Source organism: Arthrobacter sp. 01N444 (assembly GCF_056399305.1).
The window spans coordinates 251893-277419 of sequence record NZ_JBFTRB010000002.1 but is presented as its reverse complement, the minus strand read 5'-3'; the positions used below and the strand labels follow the sequence as shown (position 1 = coordinate 277419).

The following is a 25527-nucleotide window of genomic DNA, read 5'->3' as shown; positions in this document are numbered from 1 at the left end:
GCTCCGGCAAAGGTGGGGAAAATCGGTGGCGCAGCTTAGGCCCGCAGTGCCCGCGTCAGTTCGGCCCGGGCCAGCATGCCGCTCTCTGTCGGGTAGGCCACTTCCTCGAGCACCAGCGGGTGCGGGGCTGCGAGCACGGAGCGGGCGTCGCGCTGCCGGGCGAGGAGCCGCTCGTAGAGCCATTCCGGGGCCTCTTCGCCCTCCCCCACGTACAACGCCGAGCCCACCAGGGAGCGGACCATGTTGTGGCAGAACGCGTCAGCCTGAACGGTGACGACAATGACCCCATCCGTGCCGCGCTCGAATTCGAAGCGCTGCAGTTCACGGATGGTCGTGGCCCCCTCGCGGGGCTTGCAGTACGAGCGGAAGTCCTGCAGGCCCAGCAGCGGCGCGGCGCCCTCGTTGAGGAGCCCGACGTCCAGCGGAACCTTGTGCCACAGGGTCGAGGCGCGTCCCAGCGGGTCCCACAGCGCGGGGCCGTCCGCGATCCGGTACGAATAGCGGCGCCAGAGGGCGGAGAACCGGGCATCGAAGCCAACGGGTGCCACGCCCACCCGGTGCACCTCGATGGCGCCGCTGAGGTCGCCCAGGCCACGGCTCAAGGCACCGCGGATACGGCGGAGCAGGGCGACGGCGGGATCCAGTTCGGCGCCCCGGTTCAGGCCCAGCCACTCCGCCTCGCTGAGGTCCAAGTGGACCACCTGGCCGCGGGCGTGCACCCCGGCGTCGGTGCGCCCGGCAACCGTAACCCGGACGGGCCGCCGGATCAGCAGCGCGAGGGCCTCCTCCAGGACGCCCTGGACGGTGCGCAGTCCCGGCTGCACGGCCCACCCGCTGAACGGGCCGCCGTCGTACGCCACATCCAGCCGGATACGCAAAAACCCGCCGCCCCCCAAGACGGGGGCAGCGGGTTTGAGCTCGTTCATAGACTTAAGTCTATAAGAAAGATTTAGCGAATTACTTCGCGTCCTTCTCGGACTCAGCGGCTGCTTCCTCAGCGGCCGGAGCCTCTTCGGTAGCGGCTTCGGTCTCAGCGACTGGAGCCTCTTCGGTCTCAGCAGCCTCTTCGGTCTCGGCAACCGGAGCTGCGTCGGCCTTTTCGGCGTCCTTCTTGTCAGCGTCGCGCTTGGCAGCAGAGGTAGCCTCGGCTACCACGGCCTGCTTTGCGGAAACCGGCTCGAGAACCAGTTCGATGACAGCCATGGGAGCGTTGTCGCCCTTGCGGTTGCCGATCTTGGTGATGCGGGTGTAGCCGCCATCGCGGTTTTCCACTGCCTGTGCAATGTCGGTGAACAGCTCGTGGACGACGCCCTTGTTGCTGATCAGGCCGAGTACACGACGGCGGGACGCGAGGTCGCCACGCTTGGCGAAAGTCACCAGGCGCTCGGCGTACGGCTTCAGGCGCTTGGCCTTGGTCACCGTGGTGGTGATCCGCTTGTGCTCGAAAAGTGCGGCGGACAGGTTCGCGAGCATAAGACGCTCGTGAGCCGCTCCGCCTCCGAGGCGCGGACCCTTAGCGGGGGTAGGCATTATAGTTTCTCCTCATTGGAAGCCGTTGGGCTGCGCACACCAGGGTGCATCCAGCCAGCCGGCCAAGATCTGTTGGTTAGAGCTCGTCGTCGCTGAACGCGGCGTCGTCCTCTTCGATGGCTGCGGCACGTGCTGCGAGATCGAAACCGGGAGGGGAGTCCTTGAGGGACAGGCCCAGTTCGACCAGCTTGGCCTTGACCTCATCAATGGACTTCGCGCCGAAGTTGCGGATGTCCATGAGGTCAGCCTCGGAGCGGGCAACGAGTTCACCCACGGTGTGGATGCCCTCACGCTTGAGGCAGTTGTAGGAACGGACCGTCAGGTCCAGATCCTCGATCGGCAGTGCCATGTCGGCTGCCAGGGCAGCGTCCGTCGGCGACGGACCGATCTCGATACCTTCAGCTGCGGTGTTCAGCTCGCGGGCCAGACCGAACAGTTCCACCAGGGTGGTACCTGCCGAAGCAACGGCGTCGCGCGGGGCGATTGCCTGCTTGGTCTCGACGTCGACAATGAGCTTGTCGAAGTCAGTGCGCTGCTCAACACGGGTAGCTTCCACGCGGAAAGTAACCTTCAGAACCGGCGAGTAGATCGAGTCGACCGGGATGCGGCCGATCTCGGAGTCGCCGGACTTGTTCTGAGCTGCCGAAACGTAGCCGCGACCGCGCTCGATGGTCAGTTCGAGTTCGAACTTGCCCTTCGAGTTCAGCGTGGCAATGTGCAGATCCGGGTTGTGGAATTCGACGCCGGCCGGCGGAGCGATGTCCGCGGCGGTGACGACTCCCGGTCCCTGCTTGCGCAGGTAAGCAACAACCGGCTCGTCGTGCTCGGAGGAAACCGACAGGTTCTTGATGTTCAGGATGATCTCAGTGACATCTTCCTTGACACCCGGAACCGTGGTGAACTCGTGCAGCACGCCATCGATCCGGATGCTCGTTACAGAGGCACCGGGGATGGAGGAGAGCAGGGTACGGCGGAGGGAGTTTCCGAGGGTGTAACCAAAGCCCGGCTCCAGCGGTTCGATGATGAACCGTGAGCGGTTTTCGGAGACGACCTCTTCGGAGAGGGTGGGGCGCTGTGCAATGAGCACTTAGGTTTCCTTTCGGCGAGCATCCGCTATATGACGCAACACAGGTGGTGGAAAGATCGGTCTGAAGACTTAACGCGGCCGGGCCTGCCCGGACCGGTGAGGGTCCGGGCAAGCTCCTGGGCGCTGGAAAGCCTTAGACGCGGCGGCGCTTCGGCGGACGGCAGCCGTTGTGGGCGCTGGGGGTGACGTCCTGGATGGAGCCAACCTCGAGGCCAGCGGCCTGCAGCGAGCGGATGGCGGTTTCGCGTCCGGAACCCGGTCCCTTGACGAACACGTCAACCTTGCGCATGCCGTGCTCCTGTGCACGCTTTGCGGCGGCTTCGGCGGCCATCTGGGCAGCGAACGGGGTGGACTTACGCGAGCCCTTGAAGCCAACCTCACCGGACGAAGCCCAGGAGATGACAGCACCGTTCGGGTCCGTGATGGACACGATGGTGTTGTTAAAGGTGCTCTTGATGTGCGCCTGGCCCAGCGCGATATTCTTCTTGTCCTTCTTACGCGGCTTGCGAACCGCGCCACGAGTCTTCGGGGGCATTTTTTCTCCTACAGAAAGTTATCGGGGGAAAACCGAGTTAATCCCTCAGGGATTAACGGGCCTTCTTCTTGCCTGCGACGGTGCGCTTCGGACCCTTGCGGGTACGCGCGTTCGTCTTCGTACGCTGACCGCGCACTGGCAGGCCCTTGCGGTGGCGAATACCTTCGTAGCTGCCGATTTCAACCTTGCGGCGGATATCAGCGGCTACTTCGCGGCGAAGGTCACCCTCAACCTTGTAGTTGCCTTCAATGTAGTCACGCAGCTCAACCAGCTGCGCGTCGGTCAGGTCCTTGACCCGAACGTCAGCGCTGATGCCGGTAGCAGCCAGGGTTTCGTGTGCACGGGTCTTGCCCACGCCGTAGATGTAAGTAAGCGCAATTTCCAGCCGCTTTTCGCGGGGAATGTCTACGCCAGCGAGACGAGCCATATTGGCAGTACTCCTTGTATAAACCGGAGGTCGTAGGCAGTACACCCGCATGTTCAGTGCGGCCCCAGCCTCCGACCGGGGGTTAGCTGTCCGGGCTCATACGTCCCAGTTCAGCTTGTGCTGCCTTTATTTACTTGCGTGGGTTAGCAACCCAGGATTTCCTGTGAAGGAAATTAGCCCTGGCGCTGCTTGTGGCGCGGGTTCTCGCAGATCACCATGACCCGGCCATTACGGCGGATCACTTTGCACTTTTCGCAGATCTGCTTGACGCTCGGCTTGACCTTCATGGCGTTCCTTTGCGTGTTGCAGTTGGTCAGCTGGACCGGCCCTCGGCTGTTGCCCTGGCCGCCCAGCGTTTACTTGTAGCGGTAGACGATACGACCACGTGTCAGGTCGTAAGGGCTCAGCTCCACCACTACGCGGTCCTCGGGGAGGATCCTGATGTAGTGCTGGCGCATCTTTCCAGAGATGTGTGCCAGAACGATGTGCTTGTTGGTGAGCTCAACGCGAAACATCGCATTGGGCAGCGCCTCGGTCACAACGCCCTCGATCTCAATGACCCCGTCCTTCTTGGCCATACCCTCCGCTAACTGTTGTTGCCGCAGCCTCCCGGTTTGCACCGGTCATGACCGCGGACGTTTTTGATTGATTGGCTGGTGCCACCCGACCCCAAAAGGGCACAACGGGGCAGACAACCAACAGACAACACTACGCCATCGCGGCCCGATTGTTAAATCCGAAGTTAAATCCGCCCATCGTAGCGCACTCAGCGTCCGTACGCACCTAGCGTCCCGGCCGCCGTCGTCACTGCCTCCGCCTGCGAGATCCCGTCGAGGATGGCCAGCCGGACGACGTCGGCGGCCGCGCTCTGCAGGGTAATGAGGCTGATCTGCCGGGCCGCCGGGGTGCTGCGGTCAAGCGCGACGGCGCCCGTCGCCAGCGCGAACACGGTATCGCCGTCGGCGAGGGTGTGGCTTGGATTCAAAGCCCGGGCCAGTCCGGCATGGGCCGCCGAGGCGGTGCGTTTGCAGTCCGCCTTGTCCAGGACGGCGTCCGTGGCGACGACGACGAGCGTGGTGTTGAGCGGCGGGGGCGTACCGCCAACGCCGTAGTCTGCGGCTTCGGCCTCACCTCCCGCCCCAACAGCCGAAACCCTCTGCGTGCTCGCTCCTTCGTCGCTTAGACGCACGCTGCCGGGTTCCGCCTGCTGCGGCGATGTGCCCCACGGCAGTCCGAGCGCGTTGACGACCGCAATGGCGCCGACGGTCACCCCGTTTTCTAGGGTGAGGGAGGCTGTGCCCACTCCCCCTTTGTACGTGCCCCTGCCGATTGCCGCTCCTGTGCCGGCGCCGACGTTGCCGCGTTCGACGTCGTGCCCTTCCGGCTGCCCGGCGGCGGCGGCCGTCGCCGCGTAGCCCATCGCCTCTCCAGGGCGGGCGGAGAAATCGCCGCCGCGGCCCAGGTCGAAAATCGCGGCCGCCGGCACGATCGGAACAAGCCCGCCGGGGACCGTGAAGCCTCGGCCGTTCTCCTCGCACCAGCGCATGGCGCCGCCCGCGGCTGCGAGGCCAAAGGCGCTGCCCCCGGTCAGGACCACGGCGTCCACGGTCTGGGACAGCGTGGTGGGATCCAGTGAGTCCGTCTCGTGCGTCGCAGGCCCGCCGCCCCGGACGTCGACCGAGCCGACGGTGCCCGGCGGCGGGAGAACCACAGTCACTCCGCTCAGCCAGCCGTCGCCGGACTTCTGGACATGGCCTATCCGGATGCCGGCCACATCTGTGATGGCTCCTGTTGCTCCCATGGCTCCATTGTGCGCCCCGGTTGACCTGCGACACGCAAAATCCCTGGCGCTACCGTATTCCGGTGTCGCCAGGGATTTTGCGCGTCGCCAGAAAAACTCGCGAGTCGCCGTGTGAGTCGGGCCTAGGGAATCGGGACGGGCACGACGCCGAGCGGCGCCAGTTTCGCCGCTCCCCCGTCAGGTGCCGAGAGGACCCAGATCCCCTTCTCGTGCACGGCCACCGAGTGCTCCCACTGGCAGGAGCGCTTGCCATCCGTGGTGACGACGGTCCAGTCGTCGTCCAGGATTGCGGTCTCGATGCTGCCCCGGACCAGCATGGGCTCGATTGCGAGGCACAGCCCCGGGCGGATCTTCGGCCCGCGGTGGCCGGTGCGGTAGTTCAGCACGTCCGGCGCCATGTGCATCTCGGAGCCGATTCCGTGCCCTACATAGTCCTCCAGGATGCCCAGCGGTTTGCCCGGCACGGAGGAGACGTAGTCGTCCACGGCGTTGCCGATATCGCCCACGAATTTCCCGGTGGCCAGGGCTGCGATGCCACGCCACATGGCTTCCTCGGTAACCTCGGAGAGGCGAACGTCTTCGGGATCGGCGGTGCCGACAATCACGGTCCGCGCCGAATCGGAGTGCCAGCCGTCCACGATCGCGCCGCCGTCGATCGAGATGATGTCGCCGTCCGCCAGGACCCGGCCGCCGGGGATGCCGTGCACCACCTCTTCGTTCACCGAGGTGCAGATCGTGGCCGGGAACCCGTGGTAGCCGAGGAAGTTGGACTTGGCGCCGGCGTCCTGGAGCACGGCGGCGAAGACCTCATCCAGCCGGGCAGTGGTGACGCCGGGGGCCGCGGCGGCCACCGCCGCATCCAGTGCCCGGCTCAGGACCAGTCCGGCCTCGTGCATCGTGCGCATCTGGGCGTTGGTCTTGTATTCAATGCGTGCCTGGCCGAATGCCATCGCTACCTCAAAATTTTCTCTCGCGGTCCGGGCGGGCTGGATCCCGGACCTCCACCATGGGTCATCAACCCAAGTCTTCAAGCTCTATTCTCCCGTACCGGTTCAACGGTTCGGAACGGGCTCGCTGCGGGGCCGCCCAACGCCGAAGGGCGCGTTCCGTACCCGATGGTACGGAACGCGCCCTTCTGCACTGCGTCTCTGTTCTGCGTCAGCCGCAATGAGCATGCGTGGATCAGGGGGTGAGGATCAGGCGGCCTGGGCCGACTTGATCGCTTCCATGACGCGCTCGGTGACTTCGTCGATGGCACCGATGCCGTCCACCTGGGTCAGGATGCCGCGTTCGGCATACTTGGCCACCACAGGTTCGGTCTGCTCGTGGTACAGGTCCAGCCGGTGACGGATAACGCCTTCGTTATCGTCGCTGCGGCCGGTTTCCTTGGCACGGCCCAGGAGGCGGGTAACCAGTTCCTCGTCGTCAGCGGTGAGCTGGAGCACGACGTCGAGCTTCTGGTCAGCGCCAGCGAGGATGTCTTCGAGGTAGTCCACCTGCGCGGTGGTGCGCGGGTACCCGTCGAGCAGGAAGCCTGCCTCGACGTCGTCCTCATTGAGGCGGTCGCGCACCATCTTGTTGGTGACGCTGTCCGGGACGAAGTCGCCGGCGTCCATGTACTTCTTGGCTTCGACGCCGAGCGGAGTCTCACCCTTGACGTTGGCGCGGAAGATGTCTCCGGTGGAGATCGCAACGACGCCGAGGCGTTCTGAAATGCGTTCCGCCTGCGTTCCCTTGCCGGACCCGGGAGGTCCGATAATCAACATTCTCGTCATCGCAAAAGCCCTTCGTAGTGACGTTGCTGTAGTTGCGCATCAATCTGCTTCACGGTCTCCAGACCGACGCCCACCATGATCAGGATCGAGGTGCCGCCGAACGGGAAGTTCTGGTTCGCGTTAATCAGGACCAGTGCAACCAGCGGGATCAATGCCACGAAGCCGAGGTAGAAGGCGCCGGGCAGGGTGATCCGGGATAGGACGTACTGAAGATAGTCCGCGGTCGGCTTGCCGGCGCGGATGCCCGGAATGAAGCCGCCGTACTTCTTCATGTTGTCCGAGACCTCTTCGGGGTTGAAAGTAATCGCAACATAGAAGTAGGTGAAAAACACAATCATGGCGAAATACAGTGCCATATAGATCGGGTGGTCGCCCTTGGTGAGGTTGTTGTTGATCCACTCAACCCAGGGCTGTACCGGCTCGCCGGCCTTGGGCTGGTTGAACTGTGAGATCAGCCCCGGCAGGTAGAGCATGGACGAGGCGAAGATGACGGGCACGACGCCGGCCATGTTCACCTTGATGGGGATGTAGGTGCTGGTTCCGCCGACCGTGCGGCGGCCGATCATCCGTTTGGCGTACTGCACCGGGATCCGGCGCTGGGACTGCTCCACGAAGACCACGAGTGCCACGGTGAGCAGGCCGATGATGAGGACCAGGAAGAACGTGCCGGGGCCCTGTGCCTTCCAGATCGCACCGAGCGAGCCGGGGAAGCCTGCGGCGATGGACGTGAAGATCAGCAGGGACATGCCGTTGCCGACGCCCTTTTCCGTCACGAGCTCGCCCATCCACATGATCAGGCCTGTGCCGGCCGTGAGCGTGATGATGATCAGGACCGTGGTGACGATCGAGCTGTCCGGGATGATGGGCAGCTGGCAGTTAGGCAGCAGCTGGCCGGAGCGTGCCAGCGACACCAGTGTCGTGGCATTGAGCAGGCCAAGTGCGATCGTGAGGTAGCGGGTGTACTGGGTCAGTTTCGACTGCCCTGACGCGCCCTCCTCGTACAGCTGCTGGAAACGGGGAATGACCACCCGGAGCAGCTGGACGATGATGCTGGCGGTGATGTACGGCATGATGCCGAGGGCAAAGATGGACACCTGCAGCAATGCACCGCCGCTGAACAGGTTGACGAGCTGGTAGATCCCGCCCGAGGTCTGACCGTTCTGCAAGCATTGCTGGACATTCTGGTAGCTCACACCAGGCGAGGGGATGAAGGCACCCAAGCGGAAGATTGTGATGATTCCCAGCGTGAACAACAACTTGCGTCGCAGATCAGGCGTGCGAAAGGCCCGGCCAAATGCGCTAAGCAAGCGTCCTCCTGAGTAATAAGTAAAGTCGTGTGAGACAGGTCAAATAAACCCAACAACCGAGTCTAACGGGTGGATGCGCCCCGCGAACAATCGGCGGGGCCCGGAAAATGAAAAAAACTCCCGGCACCGGGGGCCTGAGCCCCTGGTACCGGGAGTTTCAACAACGGGCAACTGCCCCGCCGCCTCGTTAGAGGGCGGTGGTGCTTCCGCCTGCTGCAGCAATCTTGTCAGCAGCGCTGGCCGAGAATGCGTGGACGGTGACGTCAACCTTGACGGTGATGTCGCCGGTGCCCAGCACCTTGACGGGCTGGTTCTTGCGAACGGCACCCTTTTCGACCAGGTTCTCCACGGTGACAGCGCCACCTTCCGGGAACAGCTCGTTGAGCTTGTCCAGGTTTACAACCTGGTACTCAACCCGGAACGGGTTCTTGAAGCCGCGCAGCTTCGGCAGGCGCATGTGCAGCGGCAGCTGGCCGCCGGCAAAGCCAGCCTTGATCTGGTAGCGGGCCTTCGTACCCTTGGTACCGCGACCAGCGGTCTTACCCTTGGAACCTTCACCACGACCAACACGGGTCTTGGCGGTCTTGGCACCCGGGGCGGGACGCAGGTGGTGAACCTTCAGTGCGTTCTGCTTCTCAGCGGCGCCCTGTGCCTTTTCGGCGGTGTTCTTCTCTGCCATTTACTTCGCCTCCTCTACCTTTACCAGGTGCGGAACCGTGTTGAGCATCCCGACGGTCACGGCGTCGGCGGTGCGGACAACGGTGTGTCCGATCCGCTTCAGGCCGAGGGACCGCAGGGTGTCGCGCTGGTTCTGCTTGCCGCCAATGGCGGACTTGATCTGAGTGATCTCCAACTTTGCGTCGGAGACAAGCACGTTCTTAGCCATGACTCAGACACCTGCCTTCTGGTTCAGGAGCGCCTTGACCATTGCCGGCGGGGCGATCTCGTCGAGCGGGAGGCCGCGGCGTGCTGCCACTGCTGCCGGCTCTTCGAGGCGCTTCAGCGCGTCAACGGTCGCGTGAACGATGTTGATGGCGTTGGAAGAACCGAGCGACTTGGAGAGGATGTCGTGGATGCCCACGCACTCCAGTACTGCACGGACCGGGCCACCGGCGATAACACCGGTACCGGCGGAAGCCGGGCGCAGCATGACGACGCCTGCGGCGGCCTCACCCTGAACGCGGTGGGGGATGGTGCTGCCGATGCGGGGAACGCGGAAGAAGGACTTCTTGGCCTCTTCAACGCCCTTCGCGATAGCGGCAGGAACTTCCTTTGCCTTGCCGTAGCCGACGCCGACCATGCCGTTGCCGTCACCGACGACGACGAGGGCGGTGAAGCTGAAGCGACGACCACCCTTGACGACCTTGGAAACGCGGTTGATGGTTACGACGCGCTCTACGAACTGGCTCTTCTCGGCCTCGCGGCCGCCGTCACGGCCACCACGGCCGCCACGGTCGCCACGGCCCTGGCCGCGGTCGCCACGCTCGCCACGACGAGCGCCACCACGGCGGTCGTCAGTGGTAGCAGGCGCAGCGGTCTCAGTTGCCGGAGCAGCTACAGCTTCAGTCACCTGAATGTCCTTTTCGTTATTTTCGGTCACAGTGCCAGCCCACCTTCACGTGCGCCGTCAGCGACGGCGGCGATCCGGCCGTGGTACTTGTTACCACCGCGGTCGAAGACAACTGCTTCGATACCGGCAGCCTTGGCACGCTCGGCGACCAGTTCGCCAACGCGCTTGGCCTTGGCGGTCTTGTCACCGTCGAATGCACGAAGGTCGGCTTCCAGTGTGGAGGCGCTTGCCACGGTCAGGCCCTTGGTGTCATCGACAACCTGGACGAATACGTGACGTGCGGAGCGGTTGACGACCAGACGCGGGCGTACAGCCGTTCCGGAGATGCGCTTGCGGATACGAAGCTGGCGGCGGCTGCGCTGGGCAGACTTGCTCTTGTTCGTACGCTTCTTGTTAATTGCGATCGCCATGGTTACTTACCAGCCTTTCCGACCTTGCGGCGGATGACTTCGCCTGCGTAACGGATGCCCTTGCCCTTGTAGGGGTCCGGCTTCCGCAGCTTGCGAATGTTGGCAGCAACCTCGCCGACCTGCTGCTTGGAGATACCTGAAACAGAGAGCTTGGTCGGGGTCTCAACTGCAAAGGTGATGCCGTTCGGTGCCGAGACGTTGACCGGGTGGCTGTAGCCCAGAGCGAACTCCAGGTCAGAACCCTTGGCCTGGACGCGGTAACCGGTACCGACAATCTCAAGCTTCTTCTCGTAGCCTGCGGTGACACCCTGGATCATGTTGGCGATCAGGGTGCGGGTCAGGCCGTGCAGCGAACGTGAGGCGCGCTCGTCGTTCGGGCGGGCGACAGTCAGGGTGCCATCTTCCAGGGAAACCTCGATCGGGCTGGCCACAGTGTGGCTCAGCTCGCCTTTGGAACCCTTGACGCTGACGACAGAGCCGTCAACCTTGACCTCAACGCCGGCAGGAACGGTGATGGGGAGACGTCCAATACGTGACATTATTCTCTTCCTTTCCCGTTACCAGACGTAAGCGAGGACTTCGCCGCCCACGCCCTTCTTGCCGGCCTGCTTGTCAGTCAAGAGGCCGGAAGAGGTGGACAGGATTGCGACACCCAGGCCACCGAGCACGTGCGGCAGGTTGGTGGACTTTGCGTAAACGCGCAGTCCCGGCTTGGAAATACGACGAACGCCAGCGATTGAACGCTCGCGGTTCGGACCGAACTTGAGCTCGAGGGTCAGCTTCTTGCCAACCTCAGCGTCTTCTTCTTTCCAGGAGGCGATGTAACCTTCAGCCTTCAGGATGTCGGCAACGCGTGCCTTGAGCTTGCTGTACGGCATGGTCACGGAATCGTGGTATGCCGAGTTAGCGTTGCGCAGACGCGTAAGCATGTCTGCGACGGGATCTGTCATTGTCATGTGGGCTCTTGCCCTTCCTCATAACGGTTTCCGCCGTGCTGGTTGTCCCGAACAGAATTCGGAAAGGAGCGCGGGCGGACCTTTTACGTAGCTAGATTAGTCTTCGGTCTTGAACGGGAAGCCAAGCGCCTTCAGCAGCGCGCGGCCTTCGTCGTCGGTCTTGGCAGTGGTCACGACGGTGATGTCCATACCGCGAACGCGGTCAATGGAATCCTGGTCGATCTCGTGGAACATAACCTGCTCGGTCAGACCGAAGGTGTAGTTGCCGTTGCCATCGAACTGCTTGCCGCTGAGGCCACGGAAGTCGCGGATACGCGGCAGGGCCAGCGTGACCAGACGGTCCAGGAATTCCCACATGCGGTCCCCACGCAGAGTTGCGTGTGCACCGATCGGCATGCCTTCGCGCAGCTTGAACTGTGCGATCGACTTGCGGGCCTTGGTTACCTGCGGCTTCTGGCCGGTGATCAGGGTCAGATCGCGGACAGCGCCGTCGATCAGCTTGGAGTCCTTGGCGGCATCTCCAACACCCATGTTCACAACGACCTTCACCAGGCGGGGAACCTGGTTGACGTTCTGGTACTTGAATTCCTCAGTCAGCGTGTTCTTGATGGAATCGGCGTACTTGGTCTTCAGACGAGGAACGATCTTGCTTGCCGGAGTCTCGAGAGTCTCAGTCATTAGATGTCCTTCCCTGAGCTCTTGGCCACGCGGACGCGCACGTCACGCTTCACGCCATCGCGCTCAACGGTCTCGGTGCGGAAACCGACGCGGGTGGGCTTCTTGGTGGACGGGTCAACCAGAGCCACGTTGGAGATGTGGATCGAAGCCTCGACGACCTCGATGCCACCGGTCTTGGTGCCGCGCTGCGACTGACCGACCTTGGTGTGCTTGGTTACGCGGTTAATGCCTTCAACCAACACGCGGTTGGTCTCCGGGTACACGCGCAGAACCTTGCCCTGCTTACCCTTGTCGCCGCCGCGCTCAGCCTTGGCGCCAGTGATGACCTGAACGAGGTCACCCTTTTTGATCTTAGCCATGGACTAGAGCACCTCCGGAGCCAGAGAAACGATCTTCATGAACTTCTTGTCGCGAAGTTCACGACCAACCGGTCCGAAGATACGGGTACCGCGGGGGTCACCGTCGTTCTTCAGGATGACGGCTGCGTTCTCGTCAAACTTGATGTAGGAACCATCCGCACGGCGGCGTTCCTTCTTGGTACGGACGATGACAGCCTTGACGACGTCGCCCTTCTTTACGTTGCCGCCCGGAATTGCGTCCTTGACGGTAGCGACGATTACGTCGCCAATGCCTGCGTAGCGACGGCCAGATCCACCGAGAACGCGAATGGTAAGGATTTCCTTAGCACCCGTGTTGTCGGCGACCTTGAGTCGCGACTCCTGCTGAATCACTATTTACTCCTTGCGTCGCGCTGGTTCTCAGACCGAAAATCTTCCTACGGAATGAGCCTTGCGGAACGGTTGATCGGGGTGTCTCTTGACCTGCCTGGATTTTGCCAGACCAGGCCTAAACGCCCGTGCCAAAAACATTTGCTTCCCAGGCGGTTCCCGACGAGTCGGGGCGCAAGGGGGCACTATGCCGTGGCACGATTGTTTACGAGGTTGATGACGGCGCGCAAACGGCGCCATACAAACTCAAAATCTTAGCACGTTTTGGGCGTATCCCCATATCACAGCCATGGAGCCCGCACACCCCCTCCCGCGCAGCCGCGACGCCGCCACGCCGGACAGGCTTTGGGCCAGCCCGCCGCCGCGCACCCCGGGAACCCGGCCCGCCGGCGTCGTAAGCCCCCCAGTCGTAAGCCCCCCAAAGGCTGCTTCGCGTGACGGGCACGGTAGACGGCTGCCGCCGGTCGCAGGCTGCCGGCTGCGGCGGCTGCCGGCAACGCAGAAGCCCCCGCTCCCCCAAAGGGGAACGAGGGCTTCCGCTGTATCACCAGACAAAAAGGTGCAGGTGTTACTTGGCCTTCTCGAGGATCTCGACCAGACGCCACCGCTTGGTAGCGGACAGCGGGCGGGTCTCGGCGAGGAGCACGAGGTCGCCGATGCCGGCGCTGTTCTCTTCGTCGTGAGCCTTGATCTTGGCGTTGCGGCGGATGACCTTGCCGTAGAGGGCGTGCTTCACGCGGTCTTCGACCTGGACAGTGATGGTCTTTTCCATCTTGTCCGAGACGACGTAGCCGCGCTTCGTCTTACGGTAACCGCGCTCGTCAGCCTTGGCTGCGTCGGAAACAGTTTCCGTCACGTTCTCGTCCTTTTCACTCACTTGGCATCCTCCTCGGATTCAACCGTTTCAGCCTTCTCAGCCTTCTTGGTTGCAGCCTTCTTGGACTTCTTCTCTTCCTTGGCTTCCACAACCGGTGCGGCAACCTCGGCACGAATGCCGAGCTCGCGCTCACGGAGAACGGTGTAGATGCGGGCGATGTCCTTCTTTACCGCGCGCAGACGACCGTGGTTCTCCAGCTGACCGGTGGCGGACTGGAAACGCAGGTTGAACAGCTCTTCCTTGGCCTTGCGGAGTTCTTCAACGAGACGCTCGTTGTCGAAACCGTCCAGCTGTGCGGATGCAAGTTCCTTGGATCCTACTGCCATTTCTACTCACCACCTTCGCGACGCACAATGCGTGCCTTCAACGGCAGCTTGTGGATTGCCAGGCGCAGGGCCTCGCGAGCTACCTCTTCACTGACACCGGAGAGTTCGAAGAGAACCCGGCCCGGCTTGACGTTTGAGACCCACCATTCCGGAGAACCCTTACCGGAACCCATGCGGGTTTCGGCCGGCTTCTTCGTCAGCGGACGGTCCGGGTAAATGTTGATCCAGACCTTTCCGCCACGCTTGATGTGGCGGGTCATCGCGATACGGGCAGATTCGATCTGACGGTTCGTGACGTAGGCCGGGCTCAGCGCCTGGATGCCCCACTCACCGAAGGAGACCTGGGTGCCGCCCGTAGCAGCGCCGGAACGACCCGGGTGGTGCTGCTTACGGTGCTTGACTCGACGTGGGATAAGCATTTAAGCCTGTCCTCCTTCTACTGACTGTGCCGTGCCTGCGGCACCGGCTTCGACAGCCGGAGCTTCGGCGGCAGGTGCTGCCTCGGCTGCGGGGCGGTCGGGACGACGGCGGCGGTCACCACGGTCGGCGCCACCCGGGCGGCCCGGGCGGTCGCCGGCACGGCCACGGGACGGAGCAGCAGCTGCCTGCTGAGCCAGTTCCTTGGCAGTGACGTCGCCCTTGTAGATCCAGACCTTCACGCCGATGCGGCCGAAGGTGGTCTTGGCCTCGTAGAAGCCGTAGTCGATGTTCGCACGCAGGGTGTGCAGGGGCACACGGCCTTCGCGGTAGAACTCCGAGCGGGACATTTCTGCGCCGCCCAGTCGACCCGAGCAAGCGATCCGGATGCCCTTGGCACCGGCGCGCTGTGCGGACTGCATGGCCTTCTTCATCGCACGGCGGAAAGCCACGCGGGAAGTCAGCTGCTCAGCAACGCCCTGGGCAACAAGCTGGGCTTCCATCTCGGGGTTCTTGACCTCGAGGATGTTCAGCTGAACCTGCTTGCCCGTGAGCTTCTCAAGCTCGCCGCGGATGCGGTCTGCTTCAGCGCCGCGGCGGCCGATGACGATGCCCGGACGTGCCGTGTGGATATCCACGCGGACACGGTCGCGGGTGCGCTCGATTTCGACCTTGGCGATACCGGCGCGCTCCATGCCCGTGGACATGAGCTGGCGGATACGGATGTCTTCGCGAACGAAGTCCTTGTACCGCTGGCCGGCCTTGGTGCTGTCGGCGAACCAGTGCGATACGTGATCGGTGGTGATGCCGAGTCGGAACCCGTGCGGGTTAACTTTCTGTCCCACTTAGCGAGCCTCCTCTTTCTCCGGGGTAGCGACTACCACGGTGATGTGGCTCGTGCGCTTCTTGATCTGAAATGCACGACCCTGGGCTCGCGGCTGGAACCGCTTCATGGTCGGGCCTTCATCAACAAACGCTTCGCTGATGATGAGGTCACCTTCGTCAAACGCCACGCCGTCGCGGTCCGCGAGGACCCGGGCGTTGGAGATTGCCGACTGAACTACCTTGAATACCGGCTCCGAAGCTGCCTGGGGGGCAAACTTCAGAATTGCCAGAGCCTCATTCGCTTGCTTACCACGAACAAGGTTGACGACGCGCCGGGCCTTCATAGGCGTTACGCGGATGTGACGCGCAATTGCCTTGGCTTCCATTGCTTTCCTTCTCTCGTCTTTGACGTAAGTGCAGGCGCCTAGCGGCGCTTGCCCTTACGGTCGTCCTTGACATGGCCGCGGAATGTCCGCGTGGGAGCGAATTCGCCGAGCTTGTGCCCGACCATCGACTCAGTGACAAACACGGGGATGTGCTTGCGTCCGTCGTGTACGGCGATCGTGTGGCCGAGCATGTCGGGGACGATCATCGAACGGCGGGACCAGGTCTTGATGACGTTCTTGGTGCCCTTTTCGTTTTCCCTGGCTACCTTTACAAAGAGGTGCTGGTCAACGAAAGGACCTTTTTTCAGGCTGCGTGGCATGTGTCCAGGCTCCTATCGCTTGTTCTTGCCAGTACGACGGCGACGAACAATAAGCTTGTCGCTCTCTTTGTTGGGACGGCGGGTGCGGCCTTCGCGCTTACCGTTCGGGTTGACGGGGTGACGTCCACCGGACGTCTTACCCTCGCCACCACCGTGGGGGTGGTCAACCGGGTTCATGGCGACACCACGGACGGTCGGGCGAACGCCCTTCCACCGCATACGGCCGGCCTTGCCCCAGTTGATGTTCGACTGCTCGGCGTTGCCGACCTCGCCGACGGTTGCGCGGCAGCGCACGTCAACGTTGCGGATTTCGCCGGAAGGCAGACGCAGCTGGGCGAAACGGCCTTCCTTTGCAACGAGCTGGATCGATGCGCCGGCGGAGCGGCCCATCTTGGCGCCGCCACCCGGACGCAGTTCGACTGCGTGGATTACGGTACCGACCGGGATGTTGCGCAGCGGAAGGTTGTTGCCGGGCTTGATGTCAGCGTCGGCGCCGGCCTCTACGAAGTCGCCCTGGGACAGCTTGTTCGGGGCGATGATGTAACGCTTGGTGCCATCAACGTAGTGCAGGAGGGCGATCCGAGCCGTGCGGTTCGGGTCGTACTCGATTTCGGCAACGCGGGCGTTGACGCCGTCCTTGTCGTGGCGACGGAAGTCGATCAGACGGTACTGGCGCTTGTGTCCACCACCCTTGTGACGGGTCGTGATCTTACCGGAGTTGTTACGGCCACCCTTTTTCGGGAGGGGACGTACCAACGACTTTTCCGGCGTCGACCGCGTGATTTCAGTGAAGTCCGCTACGCTCGAGCCGCGACGGCCCGGGGTAGTCGGCTTGTATTTACGGATTCCCATAATTTATTTCCTCGTTAAAGTGGTCTCCGCTATGAAAGCGGACCGCCGAAGATGTCGATAGTGCCTTCTTTGAGGCTCACAATTGCACGCTTGGTGTTCTTGCGGGTACCCCAGCCGAATTTGGTGCGCTTGCGCTTACCGGCACGGTTGATGGTGTTGATCGATTCGACCTTGACGGAGAAAATCTTCTCCACGGCCAGCTTGATCTCGGTCTTGTTCGAGCGGGGGTCCACCAGGAAGGTGTACTTGCCCTCGTCGATCAGGCCGTAGCTCTTTTCCGAGACAACGGGTGCAAGCACGACGTCGCGCGGGTCTTTGATGGTGGCTGCACTCACTTGGCATCCTCCTCGTTCTTTGCAACCTTGTCAGCAACGAATGCTTCGTAGGCAGCCTTGGTGAAGACTACGTCGTCGGAAACGAGAACGTCGTAGGTGTTCAGCTGGTCTGCGTACAGAACGTGAACTTCCTCGAGGTTGCGCACGGACAGTGCAGCAACATCGTTGGCGCGCTCAATGACAACGAGCAGGTTCTTGCGCTCGGAAACTCCGCGCAGGGTTGCCAGTGCTTCCTTGGAGGACGGCGTGGAGCCGGCAACCAGGTCAGCAACGACGTGGACGCGGCCGTTGCGGGCGCGGTCCGAGAGTGCGCCGCGCAGTGCAGCAGCAATCATCTTCTTGGGGGTGCGCTGGCTGTAGTCACGCGGCGTGGGGCCGTGGACAACGCCACCACCGGTCATGTGAGGAGCACGGATGGAACCCTGACGGGCGCGGCCGGTGCCCTTCTGCTTGAACGGCTTGCGACCTGCACCGGAAACCTCGGCGCGGGTCTTGGTCTTGTGGGTACCCTGGCGAGCAGCAGCGAGCTGGGCAACGACGACCTGGTGCAGCAGCGGCACGTTGGTCTGTACGTCGAAGATCTCTGCAGGCAGGTCAACCTTGACAGTGCTAGTCATTGAACTAGGCTCCCTTCACGGCGGTGCGTACGAGTACGACCTGGCCGCGGGCGCCGGGAACGGCGCCCTTGATCAGGAGCAGCGACTTCTCGACGTCAACCGCGTGGACCGTGAGGTTCAGCGTGGTGTGACGAACGGCGCCCATGCGGCCGGCCATTTTCATGCCCTTGAAGACGCGGCTCGGGGTGGATGCGCCACCGATTGAACCGGGCTTACGGTGGTTCTTGTGGGCACCGTGGGAAGCTCCAACGCCGTGGAAGCCGTGACGCTTCATAACACCGGCGAAGCCCTTACCCTTGGTGGTGCCAACGACGTCGATCTTCTGGCCGGCTTCGAAGAGCTCTACGGAGAGCTCCTGGCCCAGCTCGTAAGAGTCAGCATCTGCAGTGCGCAGTTCTACGACGTGGCGGCGAGGCGTGACGCCTGCCTTTTCAAAGTGACCAGCCAGCGGCTTGGTGACCTTGCGGGGATCGATCTGGCCGTAGCCGATCTGAACGGCGACATAGCCATCAGTTTCTGCGTTGCGCAGCTGCGTGATGACGTTCGAGTCAGCCTGGACCACAGTGACGGGGATGAGCTTGTTGTTCTCGTCCCAGACCTGGGTCATGCCGAGCTTCGTGCCCAGCAGGCCCTTTACGTTACGGGTTGCGGTCATAGTCTCTCAGCACCTCCCTACAGCTTGATTTCGATGTTCACGTCGGCCGGCAGGTCGAGACGCATGAGCGAATCAACAGCCTTGGGCGTGGGGTCGATGATGTCGATAAGACGCTTGTGCGTGCGCATTTCGAAGTGCTCGCGGCTGTCCTTGTACTTGTGCGGAGAGCGAATAACGCAGTAAACGTTCTTCTCCGTCGGCAGCGGCACGGGGCCAACTACAGTTGCGCCTGCGCGCGTGACCGTCTCAACGATCTTCCGTGCTGAAACGTCAATGACCTCGTGGTCATATGACTTCAGCCGGATGCGGATTTTTTGTCCCGCCATGTCGCCTGACTCTCTTTCAGTCTGTGCTTCCCCTGATTAGGGCTGCCCTGTTCACTTACTAGTTGTATGGCTGCCGAAGCATTTGAAGTCGTGACTACCACCCGCCGCACAAGCTGAATCCGGAAAGATCCGGGTTCCTCAACCTGCCGACGCAACCGACCCCCGCGGTCGGGCGTGTCGCATGTTTTCACACGTACGCGTCCGCAATTCCATGGGGAGTGGGTTATGTTTGGTCTCTTACTTGGACCCTGGCATCCGGCATTATCCGGATCGGGACGCGAAAGAGCGCTTGAACAACTCATCTAGTATGCCGGAATTTGCGGGCAGAAGCGAATCAGCCCTCTGCACGGCGGTGCAATCACTGCCGGAGGGCCATTGTCCTGAATCGCCGTCGAATGGATGATAGGGGCATGACTGTGCAGGACTCTGTAGCAGTTCAGGCCCTCGCCGCACGCCTGAGCCCGGGATTCACCCTGGGTGTTTCCTCCGCGGCATTCCAGATCGAGGGCAGCCTTGCCGCCGGCGGCCGCGGCCCCTCCGGCTGGGACGCCTTTGCCGAAAAGCCCGGCAACATCCTGCACGGGCACTCCCCCGCCGTGGCCTGCGACCACTACAACCGCGCCGAGGAAGACATCGAACTGATGCGGGATCTCGGGATCGATTCCTACCGCTTTTCGATCTCGTGGCCGCGGGTCCAGCCCGAGGGCAGCGGCCGCTTCAATGCGGCCGGGCTGGACTTCTACGACCGCCTGATCGACCGGCTCCTCGCCGCCGGCATCTCCCCCATGGCCACTCTCTACCACTGGGATACGCCGCTGCCCCTCGAGCACCGGGGCGGCTGGATGAACCGTTCGACGGCGGAACGGTTCGCCGAGTACAGCGCGGCCGCCGGCAAGCGGTTCGGCGACCGCGTGGCGCAGTGGGTGACGCTGAACGAGCCCGCCTCGGTTACCCTGAACGGCTACGCCCTGGGCGTCCACGCGCCCGGCCGAGGCCTGCTCTTCGATGCCCTGCCGTCGGTGCGGCATCAGCTCCTGGGGCACGGGCTGGCGGTTCAGGCGCTGCGCGCGGAGGGCGTCGCCGGCGCCGTCGGGGTCACGAACCTGCATTCCCCCGTCCGGCCTGCTTCGGGTTCGCCAACAGACAGGATGCTGGCCAGGGTGTTCGACTTCGTGCTGAACCGGCTCTACGCTGACCCGATCCTCCTGGGCCGCTTTCCCCGGCTGCCGCTGATCGCCCGGCCGTGGTTCCGTTCAATGCGGAGCATCAGCGACGCGGACCTGGCCACGATCCACCAGCCGCTGGATTTCTACGGCCTGAACTATTACTACCCCGTGAAGGTGGCCACGGGACGCGGCGTCGACAGCCCCTCGGCAACCGCGGAGGCGATGCTGAAAGTCCCGTTCCACATGGCCGCGTTCCCGGAGTATGAACGCACAGGATTCGGCTGGCCGGTCGCTCCGGACCACCTGGGGATCCTGCTCCGGGAGCTGAAGGACCGGTACGGGTCCTCGCTGCCGCCGCTCTACATCACCGAGAGCGGGGCGAGCTTCCCCGAACCGGACCATGTTACCGGCCCCATTCCCGATGCCGGCCGGATCAGCTACCTCGCCGCACACCTCAGCCAGGCGGTGGAGGCGACCTCCCCCGGGGGCGTGGCCCACGACGTCGAACTGCTCGGCTATTACGTCTGGACGCTGATGGACAACTTCGAATGGGCGGCCGGCTACTCGCAGCGCTTCGGCCTGGTGCACGTCGATTTCACGAGCCTCAAGCGCACGCCGAAAGACTCGTACTACTGGTACCAGGCCCTCGCGCGGGCACGCCGGGCCTGAGCCCCGCCCGGCCGCGGCTACTGGTTGCGGTTGGACCTATTGATGCGCTTGGCGCGCTCGATCTCCTGGCGGAAGTGCCTCTTCGCCCAAAAGAACGCGACGACGACCGCGGCGGCGATCAGCAGAAAAATGAACCAGCCCATGGTGAGCTCCCTTCCCTTCCTGCAAAGGTATCAGGAACTTAAAAGGAACAGCCCCGCTGCAAGTGCAGCGGGGCTGTTCCCGATCCTCTGCTCAGCTGCCAGACGGCTGGCTGATCAGGGGCAAAGCATCAGATCGGCAAGTAATTACTTGATGATCTTGGTGACGCGTCCTGAACCAACGGTGCGGCCGCCTTCGCGGATAGCGAAGCCGAGGCCCTCTTCCATTGCGATCGGCTGGATGAGCGCAACGGTCATCTCAGTGTTGTCGCCGGGCATAACCATTTCCGTGCCTTCCGGCAGGGTGATAACGCCGGTTACGTCCGTGGTGCGGAAGTAGAACTGCGGGCGGTAGTTGGAGTAGAACGGGTTGTGACGTCCGCCTTCGTCCTTGGAGAGGATGTAGACGTTAGCCTCGAAGTCGGTGTGCGGGGTGATGGAACCCGGCTTGACGACAACCTGGCCACGCTCGACATCGTCGCGCTTCAGACCGCGGAGCAGGAGGCCACAGTTCTCGCCGGCCCATGCTTCGTCGAGCTGCTTGTGGAACATCTCGATACCGGTAACCGTGGTCTTCTGGACCGGGCGGATGCCGACGATCTCGACCTCGGAGTTGATGGCGAGGGTTCCACGCTCGGCGCGGCCCGTAACAACGGTGCCACGGCCGGTGATCGTGAAGACATCTTCGATCGGCATCAGGAAGGGCTTGTCACGGTCACGTACGGGGTCCGGAACGGACTCGTCGACAGCAGCCATGAGGTCCTCAACGGACTTGACCCAGACGGGGTCGCCTTCGAGGGCCTTCAGGCCGGAAACGCGAACAACCGGAGCCTCGTCGCCATCGAAGCCCTGCGAGCTGAGCAGCTCGCGAACTTCCATTTCAACGAGGTCGAGGAGCTCTTCGTCGTCAACCATGTCAGCCTTGTTCAGCGCGACCAGCAGGTAGGGAACGCCAACCTGGCGGGCGAGCAGAACGTGCTCGCGGGTCTGAGCCATCGGGCCGTCAGTGGCGGCAACCACGAGGATTGCACCGTCCATCTGAGCAGCGCCGGTGATCATGTTCTTGATGTAGTCAGCGTGACCCGGAGCGTCTACGTGTGCGTAGTGGCGCTTCTCGGTCTGGTACTCAACGTGGGAGATGTTGATGGTAATGCCGCGCTGACGCTCTTCGGGAGCAGAGTCAATCGACGCGAAGTCACGCTTCTCGTTGAGAGTCGGGTACTTGTCGTACAGCACCTTGGAAATGGCGGCCGTCAGCGTCGTCTTACCGTGGTCAACGTGACCAATGGTACCGATGTTAACGTGCGGCTTAGTCCGCTCGAACTTTGCCTTTGCCACAGGTTCCTCCTAGAACGTTTTCAAATTGACTTACCCTTCGGCCGCGCTTGTCGCGGCAGAAACTCCAGTAAGTCTACTTGGGGGGCTTTGGATTGATGAAATTGCAGATTCAGGTACTAATGCTAGTGCCTAGAGCCTGTTCGTGCAGGCGGCCGAACTCCGGCCTGGCCGGACTACAGCTGACCGGAGTCCGGCCACTTGCACCAGATGTGTCTCCGCTGGCGGAGACGCACCCGAGTTTCTTGTTGCTGCGAGGCGTCTAGAAGACTACTCGCCGCGGTTCTTCTGGATGATCTCGTCGGCGACTGCCTTCGGGACCTCGGCGTAGCTGTTGAACGTCATGGAGTACACAGCGCGGCCCTGGGTCTTCGAGCGCAGGTCACCGATGTAGCCGAACATGCCGGACAGCGGGACGTGTGCGCGAATAACCTTGACGCCCTGGGCATCTTCCATGGACTGCATCTGGCCACGGCGGGAGTTGAGGTCACCGATAACTTCACCCATGTATTCCTCAGGGGTGCGGACCTCGACATCCATCAGCGGTTCGAGCAGGACAGGGTTCGCCTTGCGTGCGGCTTCCTTGAAAGCCATACGGCCGGCGATCTTGAACGCCATTTCCGAGGAGTCAACATCGTGGTAAGCGCCGTCAATCAGCGTCGCCTTGATGCCGACAACCGGGTAACCGGCCAGGACGCCGTCGTTAAGCGCATCCTGGATGCCGGCGTCGACCGACGGGATGTACTCGCGCGGAACGCGGCCACCGGTGACCTTGTTCTCGAACTCGTACAGCTCGCCACCTGAGGTGTCCAGCGGCTCGATCGCGATCTGGATCTTTGCGAACTGGCCGGAACCACCGGTCTGCTTCTTGTGCGTGTAGTCGTGACGCTCTACAGCACGCTTGATGGTTTCGCGGTAAGCAACCTGCGGCTTGCCAACGTTTGCCTCGACCTTGAATTCGCGGCGCATGCGGTCCACCAGGATGTCCAGGTGGAGCTCGCCCATGCCGGCGATGATGGTCTGGCCGGTGTCCTCGTTGAGGGAGACCTGGAAGGTCGGGTCCTCAGCGGAGAGCTTCTGGATGGCCGTGGAGAGCTTCTCCTGGTCACCCTTCGTGTTCGGCTCGATCGCAACCGAGATCACGGGCTCCGGGAAGCTCATGGACTCGAGGACAATCTGGTTGGCCGGATCGCACAGGGTGTCGCCCGTGGTGGTGTCTTTGAGGCCGATCGCTGCGTAGATGTGGCCGGCGGTAGCGCCCTCGACGGGCATTTCCTTGTTGGCGTGCATCTGGAACAGCTTGCCGATGCGCTCCTTCTTGCCCTTGGTGGAGTTGACCACCTGCGAGCCTGCTTCCACGTGACCGGAGTACACGCGGACGAAGGTCAGCTGGCCGAAGAAGGGGTGCGCGGCGATCTTGAACGCCAGTGCGGAGAAGGGCTCTTCAGAGGAGGGCTTACGGGTAAGCTCCTTCTCTTCGTCGCGGGGATCGTGACCGATCATCGGCGGGACGTCGAGCGGGTTCGGCAGGTAGTCCACCACAGCGTCGAGCATGGGCTGAACGCCGCGGTTCTTGAATGCAGAACCACAGAAGACCGGGTAGATCTCAGAGTTGATCGTCATCTTGCGGATGCCGGCCTTGAGCTCATCGATGCTGATCTCTTCGCCCTCAAGGTACTTCTCCATGAGTTCCTCGGAGGACTCGGCAACGGTCTCAATGAGCGTTGCGCGGTACTCTTCGGCCTTCGCCTGGAGGTCAGCCGGGATCTCGCGGATCTCGTACTTGGCACCCATGGTGACGTCACCCTTGGCGTCGCCGGGCCAGACCAGCGAACGCATGTAAAGGAGGTCGACGACGCCGATGAAGTCGTTCTCGGCGCCGATCGGCAGCTGCATGACGAGCGGCTTGGCACCGAGGCGGCTGATGATGGTGTCGACGGTGAAGTAGAAGTCAGCGCCGAGCTTGTCCATCTTGTTGACGAAGCAGATGCGCGGAACGTTGTACTTGTCAGCCTGGCGCCAAACAGTCTCGGACTGCGGCTCCACGCCTTCCTTGCCGTCGAACACGGCGACTGCGCCGTCGAGGACGCGCAGGGAGCGCTCAACCTCGACCGTGAAGTCCACGTGGCCGGGGGTGTCGATGATGTTGATCTGGTTGTTTTCCCAGAAGCAGGTCACGGCGGCAGACGTGATGGTGATGCCGCGTTCCTTTTCCTGTTCCATCCAGTCAGTCGTCGAAGCGCCGTCGTGCGTTTCGCCGATCTTGTGGTTCACACCCGTGTAGAAGAGGATGCGCTCGGTAGTAGTGGTCTTGCCGGCATCGATGTGGGCCATGATGCCGATATTGCGGACCTTGCTAAGGTCGGTAAGCACGTCCTGTGCCACGGTGTCTCCCTTTCGGATGGACTGCACGTTCGCCGCCGGCTCAGTCGAGCCGGCGGCGTCCGGGAAGTATTACCAGCGGTAGTGTGCGAAGGCCTTGTTGGACTCGGCCATCTTGTGGGTGTCTTCGCGACGCTTCACAGCGGCACCGAGACCGTTCGAGGCATCCAGGATTTCGTTCTGGAGGCGCTCGGTCATGGTCTTTTCGCGGCGGGCCTTGGAGTAGCCAACCAGCCAGCGGAGGGCGAGGGCCGTGGAACGGCCCGGCTTGACCTCAACGGGAACCTGGTAGGTGGCGCCACCAACACGGCGGGAGCGGACCTCAAGCGAAGGCTTGACGTTCTCCATGGCCTTCTTGAGGGCTGCAACGGGGTCGCCGCCGGACTTGGCGCGAGCACCCTCGAGTGCACCGTAAACGATGCGCTCTGCGGTGGACTTCTTGCCGTCAACCAGCACCTTGTTGATGAGCTGGGTGACCAGCGGGGAGCCGTAAACGGGATCTAGAACTAGCGGCCGCTTGGGGGCCGGACCCTTGCGAGGCATATTACTTCTTCTCCATCTTTGCGCCGTAGCGGCTGCGAGCCTGCTTACGGTTCTTGACACCCTGGGTATCGAGGGCGCCACGGACGATCTTGTAGCGGACACCCGGAAGGTCCTTCACGCGGCCGCCGCGGACGAGCACAATGGAGTGCTCCTGCAGGTTGTGGCCCACACCGGGGATGTATGCGGTGACTTCAATGCCGCCGTTGAGGCGCACGCGAGCAACCTTACGCAGAGCCGAGTTCGGCTTCTTCGGGGTCGTCGTGTAAACGCGGGTGCAAACACCGCGGCGCATCGGGCTGCCGTTAAGCGCGGGAGCCTTGGTCTTTTTGACCTTAGGCGTGCGGCCCTTGCGGACCAGCTGGTTAATCGTAGGCACTCTCGTGTTCTCCGTTTTATCCGGAGCGGCCGTTGGCGGCCGCTCTCTTGTCGCTGCGCCTCGCCGCCCGAGCTTTGAAGTTCTCTCCAGAGCAGCTGAGGCGAAGCCTTAATAGTCGGACCGCACGCCGGGGTCCAAGGACTTTCGACCCGAACTGCCCCTAGGCATGCGAAAAT

At 62.7% G+C, this 25527-nt stretch carries 37 protein-coding genes; 1 reads left to right on the top strand and 36 read right to left on the bottom strand.

The genetic code is table 11. The features are described from left to right. Positions 1–35 precede the first annotated feature (35 nt). From AC1DKN_RS03600 to rpsJ, 31 genes are all read right to left on the bottom strand, one after another. Positions 36–926: a tRNA pseudouridine synthase A gene (locus AC1DKN_RS03600; RefSeq protein ID WP_476870468.1), complete on the bottom strand. Its 891-nt coding sequence runs from the start codon at positions 924–926 to the stop codon at positions 36–38. Positions 927–957: 31 nt separating this feature from the next. After that, positions 958–1530 carry a 50S ribosomal protein L17 gene (rplQ, locus tag AC1DKN_RS03595; RefSeq protein WP_476858992.1) on the bottom strand — a complete coding sequence of 191 codons (573 nt, stop codon included), beginning with the start codon at positions 1528–1530 and terminating at the stop codon, positions 958–960. Between the two features lie 76 nt (positions 1531–1606). Next, on the bottom strand, positions 1607–2617 hold the full coding sequence (locus tag AC1DKN_RS03590; RefSeq protein ID WP_018773683.1) for a DNA-directed RNA polymerase subunit alpha: 1011 nt from the start codon (positions 2615–2617) through the stop codon (positions 1607–1609). Between the two features lie 133 nt (positions 2618–2750). Next, positions 2751–3152 carry a 30S ribosomal protein S11 gene (gene rpsK / locus AC1DKN_RS03585; RefSeq protein WP_018773682.1) on the bottom strand — a complete coding sequence of 134 codons (402 nt, stop codon included), beginning with the start codon at positions 3150–3152 and terminating at the stop codon, positions 2751–2753. Between the two features lie 52 nt (positions 3153–3204). Next, positions 3205–3579, bottom strand: coding sequence for a 30S ribosomal protein S13 (rpsM, locus tag AC1DKN_RS03580; protein WP_028275004.1), 375 nt, complete (start codon positions 3577–3579; stop codon positions 3205–3207). A 173-nt stretch (positions 3580–3752) separates the two neighbouring features. Then, on the bottom strand, positions 3753–3866 hold the full coding sequence (gene rpmJ, locus AC1DKN_RS03575) for a 50S ribosomal protein L36 (protein ID WP_009358722.1): 114 nt from the start codon (positions 3864–3866) through the stop codon (positions 3753–3755). A gap of 69 nt (positions 3867–3935) precedes the next feature. Further along, positions 3936–4157, bottom strand: coding sequence for a translation initiation factor IF-1 (infA, locus tag AC1DKN_RS03570; protein ID WP_009358723.1), 222 nt, complete (start codon positions 4155–4157; stop codon positions 3936–3938). 188 nt (positions 4158–4345) lie between these two features. Beyond that, positions 4346–5380, bottom strand: a complete 1035-nt coding sequence (locus AC1DKN_RS03565; protein ID WP_476855690.1) for a P1 family peptidase — start codon at positions 5378–5380, stop codon at positions 4346–4348. A 122-nt stretch (positions 5381–5502) separates the two neighbouring features. Continuing rightward, entirely contained in the window at positions 5503–6330 is an 828-nt protein-coding gene (map, locus tag AC1DKN_RS03560; protein ID WP_476851482.1) for a type I methionyl aminopeptidase, read from the bottom strand. 246 nt (positions 6331–6576) lie between these two features. Further along, positions 6577–7146, bottom strand: a complete 570-nt coding sequence (locus tag AC1DKN_RS03555; protein WP_173403039.1) for an adenylate kinase — start codon at positions 7144–7146, stop codon at positions 6577–6579. Between the two features lie 5 nt (positions 7147–7151). Continuing rightward, positions 7152–8462, bottom strand: a complete 1311-nt coding sequence (secY, locus tag AC1DKN_RS03550; protein WP_026266474.1) for a preprotein translocase subunit SecY — start codon at positions 8460–8462, stop codon at positions 7152–7154. A 187-nt stretch (positions 8463–8649) separates the two neighbouring features. Beyond that, on the bottom strand, positions 8650–9141 hold the full coding sequence (rplO, locus tag AC1DKN_RS03545) for a 50S ribosomal protein L15 (RefSeq protein WP_018773677.1): 492 nt from the start codon (positions 9139–9141) through the stop codon (positions 8650–8652). Next, positions 9142–9348 carry a 50S ribosomal protein L30 gene (rpmD, locus tag AC1DKN_RS03540; protein ID WP_018773676.1) on the bottom strand — a complete coding sequence of 69 codons (207 nt, stop codon included), beginning with the start codon at positions 9346–9348 and terminating at the stop codon, positions 9142–9144. Between the two features lie 3 nt (positions 9349–9351). Further along, complete coding sequence (gene rpsE / locus AC1DKN_RS03535; RefSeq protein ID WP_173403037.1) at positions 9352–10032, bottom strand: 30S ribosomal protein S5; 681 nt, start codon at positions 10030–10032, stop codon at positions 9352–9354. A gap of 26 nt (positions 10033–10058) precedes the next feature. Next, positions 10059–10442: a 50S ribosomal protein L18 gene (gene rplR / locus AC1DKN_RS03530; RefSeq protein WP_018773674.1), complete on the bottom strand. Its 384-nt coding sequence runs from the start codon at positions 10440–10442 to the stop codon at positions 10059–10061. 2 nt (positions 10443–10444) lie between these two features. Beyond that, positions 10445–10981 (bottom strand): 50S ribosomal protein L6, encoded by a 537-nt coding sequence (gene rplF, locus AC1DKN_RS03525; RefSeq protein WP_011692797.1) that lies wholly within the window; start codon positions 10979–10981, stop codon positions 10445–10447. An 18-nt stretch (positions 10982–10999) separates the two neighbouring features. Beyond that, entirely contained in the window at positions 11000–11398 is a 399-nt protein-coding gene (rpsH, locus tag AC1DKN_RS03520; protein ID WP_018773673.1) for a 30S ribosomal protein S8, read from the bottom strand. A gap of 96 nt (positions 11399–11494) precedes the next feature. Next, positions 11495–12076, bottom strand: coding sequence for a 50S ribosomal protein L5 (gene rplE / locus AC1DKN_RS03515; RefSeq protein ID WP_018773672.1), 582 nt, complete (start codon positions 12074–12076; stop codon positions 11495–11497). Beyond that, positions 12076–12435: a 50S ribosomal protein L24 gene (rplX, locus tag AC1DKN_RS03510; protein WP_028275000.1), complete on the bottom strand. Its 360-nt coding sequence runs from the start codon at positions 12433–12435 to the stop codon at positions 12076–12078. The genes rplE and rplX overlap by 1 nt, the downstream gene beginning before the upstream one ends. A 3-nt stretch (positions 12436–12438) precedes the next feature. Next, on the bottom strand, positions 12439–12807 hold the full coding sequence (rplN, locus tag AC1DKN_RS03505) for a 50S ribosomal protein L14 (protein WP_003803789.1): 369 nt from the start codon (positions 12805–12807) through the stop codon (positions 12439–12441). A 565-nt stretch (positions 12808–13372) separates the two neighbouring features. Next, a complete protein-coding gene (gene rpsQ, locus AC1DKN_RS03500) occupies positions 13373–13681 on the bottom strand; it encodes a 30S ribosomal protein S17 (RefSeq protein ID WP_018773670.1) in 309 nt (102 codons plus the stop codon). Then, positions 13678–14007, bottom strand: a complete 330-nt coding sequence (gene rpmC / locus AC1DKN_RS03495) for a 50S ribosomal protein L29 (RefSeq protein WP_018773669.1) — start codon at positions 14005–14007, stop codon at positions 13678–13680. Before rpmC ends, rpsQ begins: the two co-directional genes overlap by 4 nt. 2 nt (positions 14008–14009) lie before the next feature. Next, a complete protein-coding gene (gene rplP / locus AC1DKN_RS03490; RefSeq protein WP_018773668.1) occupies positions 14010–14426 on the bottom strand; it encodes a 50S ribosomal protein L16 in 417 nt (138 codons plus the stop codon). Beyond that, on the bottom strand, positions 14427–15269 hold the full coding sequence (gene rpsC, locus AC1DKN_RS03485) for a 30S ribosomal protein S3 (protein ID WP_028275116.1): 843 nt from the start codon (positions 15267–15269) through the stop codon (positions 14427–14429). After that, complete coding sequence (gene rplV, locus AC1DKN_RS03480) at positions 15270–15635, bottom strand: 50S ribosomal protein L22 (protein ID WP_003803798.1); 366 nt, start codon at positions 15633–15635, stop codon at positions 15270–15272. It abuts the gene before it with no gap. Between the two features lie 38 nt (positions 15636–15673). Then, positions 15674–15955: a 30S ribosomal protein S19 gene (gene rpsS, locus AC1DKN_RS03475; protein WP_018773666.1), complete on the bottom strand. Its 282-nt coding sequence runs from the start codon at positions 15953–15955 to the stop codon at positions 15674–15676. A gap of 12 nt (positions 15956–15967) precedes the next feature. Continuing rightward, entirely contained in the window at positions 15968–16807 is an 840-nt protein-coding gene (rplB, locus tag AC1DKN_RS03470; protein WP_026266473.1) for a 50S ribosomal protein L2, read from the bottom strand. Between the two features lie 29 nt (positions 16808–16836). Continuing rightward, entirely contained in the window at positions 16837–17142 is a 306-nt protein-coding gene (rplW, locus tag AC1DKN_RS03465; protein ID WP_018773664.1) for a 50S ribosomal protein L23, read from the bottom strand. Further along, entirely contained in the window at positions 17139–17759 is a 621-nt protein-coding gene (gene rplD / locus AC1DKN_RS03460) for a 50S ribosomal protein L4 (protein WP_028275117.1), read from the bottom strand. Before rplD ends, rplW begins: the two co-directional genes overlap by 4 nt. 4 nt (positions 17760–17763) lie before the next feature. Beyond that, positions 17764–18414, bottom strand: a complete 651-nt coding sequence (gene rplC / locus AC1DKN_RS03455; RefSeq protein ID WP_003803812.1) for a 50S ribosomal protein L3 — start codon at positions 18412–18414, stop codon at positions 17764–17766. Positions 18415–18431: 17 nt separating this feature from the next. After that, positions 18432–18740 (bottom strand): 30S ribosomal protein S10, encoded by a 309-nt coding sequence (rpsJ, locus tag AC1DKN_RS03450; protein ID WP_003803825.1) that lies wholly within the window; start codon positions 18738–18740, stop codon positions 18432–18434. Positions 18741–19150: 410 nt separating this feature from the next. Between rpsJ and AC1DKN_RS03445 the strand changes: the two genes are divergently transcribed. Continuing rightward, complete coding sequence (locus AC1DKN_RS03445; protein WP_476851484.1) at positions 19151–20575, top strand: GH1 family beta-glucosidase; 1425 nt, start codon at positions 19151–19153, stop codon at positions 20573–20575. Positions 20576–20592: 17 nt separating this feature from the next. On the opposite strand, the gene AC1DKN_RS03440 is transcribed toward AC1DKN_RS03445, so the two are convergent. From AC1DKN_RS03440 to rpsL, 5 genes are all read right to left on the bottom strand, one after another. Beyond that, the gene (locus AC1DKN_RS03440; RefSeq protein WP_256860042.1) at positions 20593–20718 is read right to left on the bottom strand and encodes a hypothetical protein; all 126 of its coding nucleotides are present in this window, start codon (positions 20716–20718) and stop codon (positions 20593–20595) included. Between the two features lie 144 nt (positions 20719–20862). Next, a complete protein-coding gene (gene tuf, locus AC1DKN_RS03435; RefSeq protein WP_018773660.1) occupies positions 20863–22053 on the bottom strand; it encodes an elongation factor Tu in 1191 nt (396 codons plus the stop codon). Between the two features lie 267 nt (positions 22054–22320). Next, positions 22321–24435, bottom strand: a complete 2115-nt coding sequence (gene fusA / locus AC1DKN_RS03430) for an elongation factor G (RefSeq protein WP_079550516.1) — start codon at positions 24433–24435, stop codon at positions 22321–22323. Between the two features lie 69 nt (positions 24436–24504). Continuing rightward, positions 24505–24975, bottom strand: coding sequence for a 30S ribosomal protein S7 (gene rpsG / locus AC1DKN_RS03425; RefSeq protein WP_011692813.1), 471 nt, complete (start codon positions 24973–24975; stop codon positions 24505–24507). Position 24976: 1 nt separating this feature from the next. Continuing rightward, entirely contained in the window at positions 24977–25351 is a 375-nt protein-coding gene (rpsL, locus tag AC1DKN_RS03420) for a 30S ribosomal protein S12 (protein WP_018773658.1), read from the bottom strand. Positions 25352–25527 lie beyond the last annotated feature (176 nt).

Coding starts and splice junctions, on each gene's coding strand:
- AC1DKN_RS03600 (WP_476870468.1), bottom strand. CDS start 926: ATGAACGAGCTCAAACCCGCTGCCCCCGTCTTGGGGGGCGGCGGGTTT.
- rplQ (WP_476858992.1), bottom strand. CDS start 1,530: ATGCCTACCCCCGCTAAGGGTCCGCGCCTCGGAGGCGGAGCGGCTCAC.
- rpsK (WP_018773682.1), bottom strand. CDS start 3,152: ATGCCCCCGAAGACTCGTGGCGCGGTTCGCAAGCCGCGTAAGAAGGAC.
- rpsM (WP_028275004.1), bottom strand. CDS start 3,579: ATGGCTCGTCTCGCTGGCGTAGACATTCCCCGCGAAAAGCGGCTGGAA.
- rpmJ (WP_009358722.1), bottom strand. CDS start 3,866: ATGAAGGTCAAGCCGAGCGTCAAGCAGATCTGCGAAAAGTGCAAAGTG.
- infA (WP_009358723.1), bottom strand. CDS start 4,157: ATGGCCAAGAAGGACGGGGTCATTGAGATCGAGGGCGTTGTGACCGAG.
- AC1DKN_RS03565 (WP_476855690.1), bottom strand. CDS start 5,380: ATGGGAGCAACAGGAGCCATCACAGATGTGGCCGGCATCCGGATAGGC.
- map (WP_476851482.1), bottom strand. CDS start 6,330: ATGGCATTCGGCCAGGCACGCATTGAATACAAGACCAACGCCCAGATG.
- AC1DKN_RS03555 (WP_173403039.1), bottom strand. CDS start 7,146: ATGTTGATTATCGGACCTCCCGGGTCCGGCAAGGGAACGCAGGCGGAA.
- rplO (WP_018773677.1), bottom strand. CDS start 9,141: ATGGCAGAGAAGAACACCGCCGAAAAGGCACAGGGCGCCGCTGAGAAG.
- rpmD (WP_018773676.1), bottom strand. CDS start 9,348: ATGGCTAAGAACGTGCTTGTCTCCGACGCAAAGTTGGAGATCACTCAG.
- rplR (WP_018773674.1), bottom strand. CDS start 10,442: ATGGCGATCGCAATTAACAAGAAGCGTACGAACAAGAGCAAGTCTGCC.
- rplF (WP_011692797.1), bottom strand. CDS start 10,981: ATGTCACGTATTGGACGTCTCCCCATCACCGTTCCTGCCGGCGTTGAG.
- rpsH (WP_018773673.1), bottom strand. CDS start 11,398: ATGACAATGACAGATCCCGTCGCAGACATGCTTACGCGTCTGCGCAAC.
- rplE (WP_018773672.1), bottom strand. CDS start 12,076: ATGACTGAGACTCTCGAGACTCCGGCAAGCAAGATCGTTCCTCGTCTG.
- rplX (WP_028275000.1), bottom strand. CDS start 12,435: ATGGCTAAGATCAAAAAGGGTGACCTCGTTCAGGTCATCACTGGCGCC.
- rpmC (WP_018773669.1), bottom strand. CDS start 14,007: ATGGCAGTAGGATCCAAGGAACTTGCATCCGCACAGCTGGACGGTTTC.
- rplP (WP_018773668.1), bottom strand. CDS start 14,426: ATGCTTATCCCACGTCGAGTCAAGCACCGTAAGCAGCACCACCCGGGT.
- rplV (WP_003803798.1), bottom strand. CDS start 15,635: ATGGAAGCCAAGGCAATTGCGCGTCACATCCGCGTAACGCCTATGAAG.
- rpsS (WP_018773666.1), bottom strand. CDS start 15,955: ATGCCACGCAGCCTGAAAAAAGGTCCTTTCGTTGACCAGCACCTCTTT.
- rplB (WP_026266473.1), bottom strand. CDS start 16,807: ATGGGAATCCGTAAATACAAGCCGACTACCCCGGGCCGTCGCGGCTCG.
- rplD (WP_028275117.1), bottom strand. CDS start 17,759: ATGACTAGCACTGTCAAGGTTGACCTGCCTGCAGAGATCTTCGACGTA.
- rplC (WP_003803812.1), bottom strand. CDS start 18,414: ATGACCGCAACCCGTAACGTAAAGGGCCTGCTGGGCACGAAGCTCGGC.
- rpsJ (WP_003803825.1), bottom strand. CDS start 18,740: ATGGCGGGACAAAAAATCCGCATCCGGCTGAAGTCATATGACCACGAG.
- AC1DKN_RS03445 (WP_476851484.1), top strand. CDS start 19,151: ATGACTGTGCAGGACTCTGTAGCAGTTCAGGCCCTCGCCGCACGCCTG.
- AC1DKN_RS03440 (WP_256860042.1), bottom strand. CDS start 20,718: ATGGGCTGGTTCATTTTTCTGCTGATCGCCGCCGCGGTCGTCGTCGCG.
- rpsG (WP_011692813.1), bottom strand. CDS start 24,975: ATGCCTCGCAAGGGTCCGGCCCCCAAGCGGCCGCTAGTTCTAGATCCC.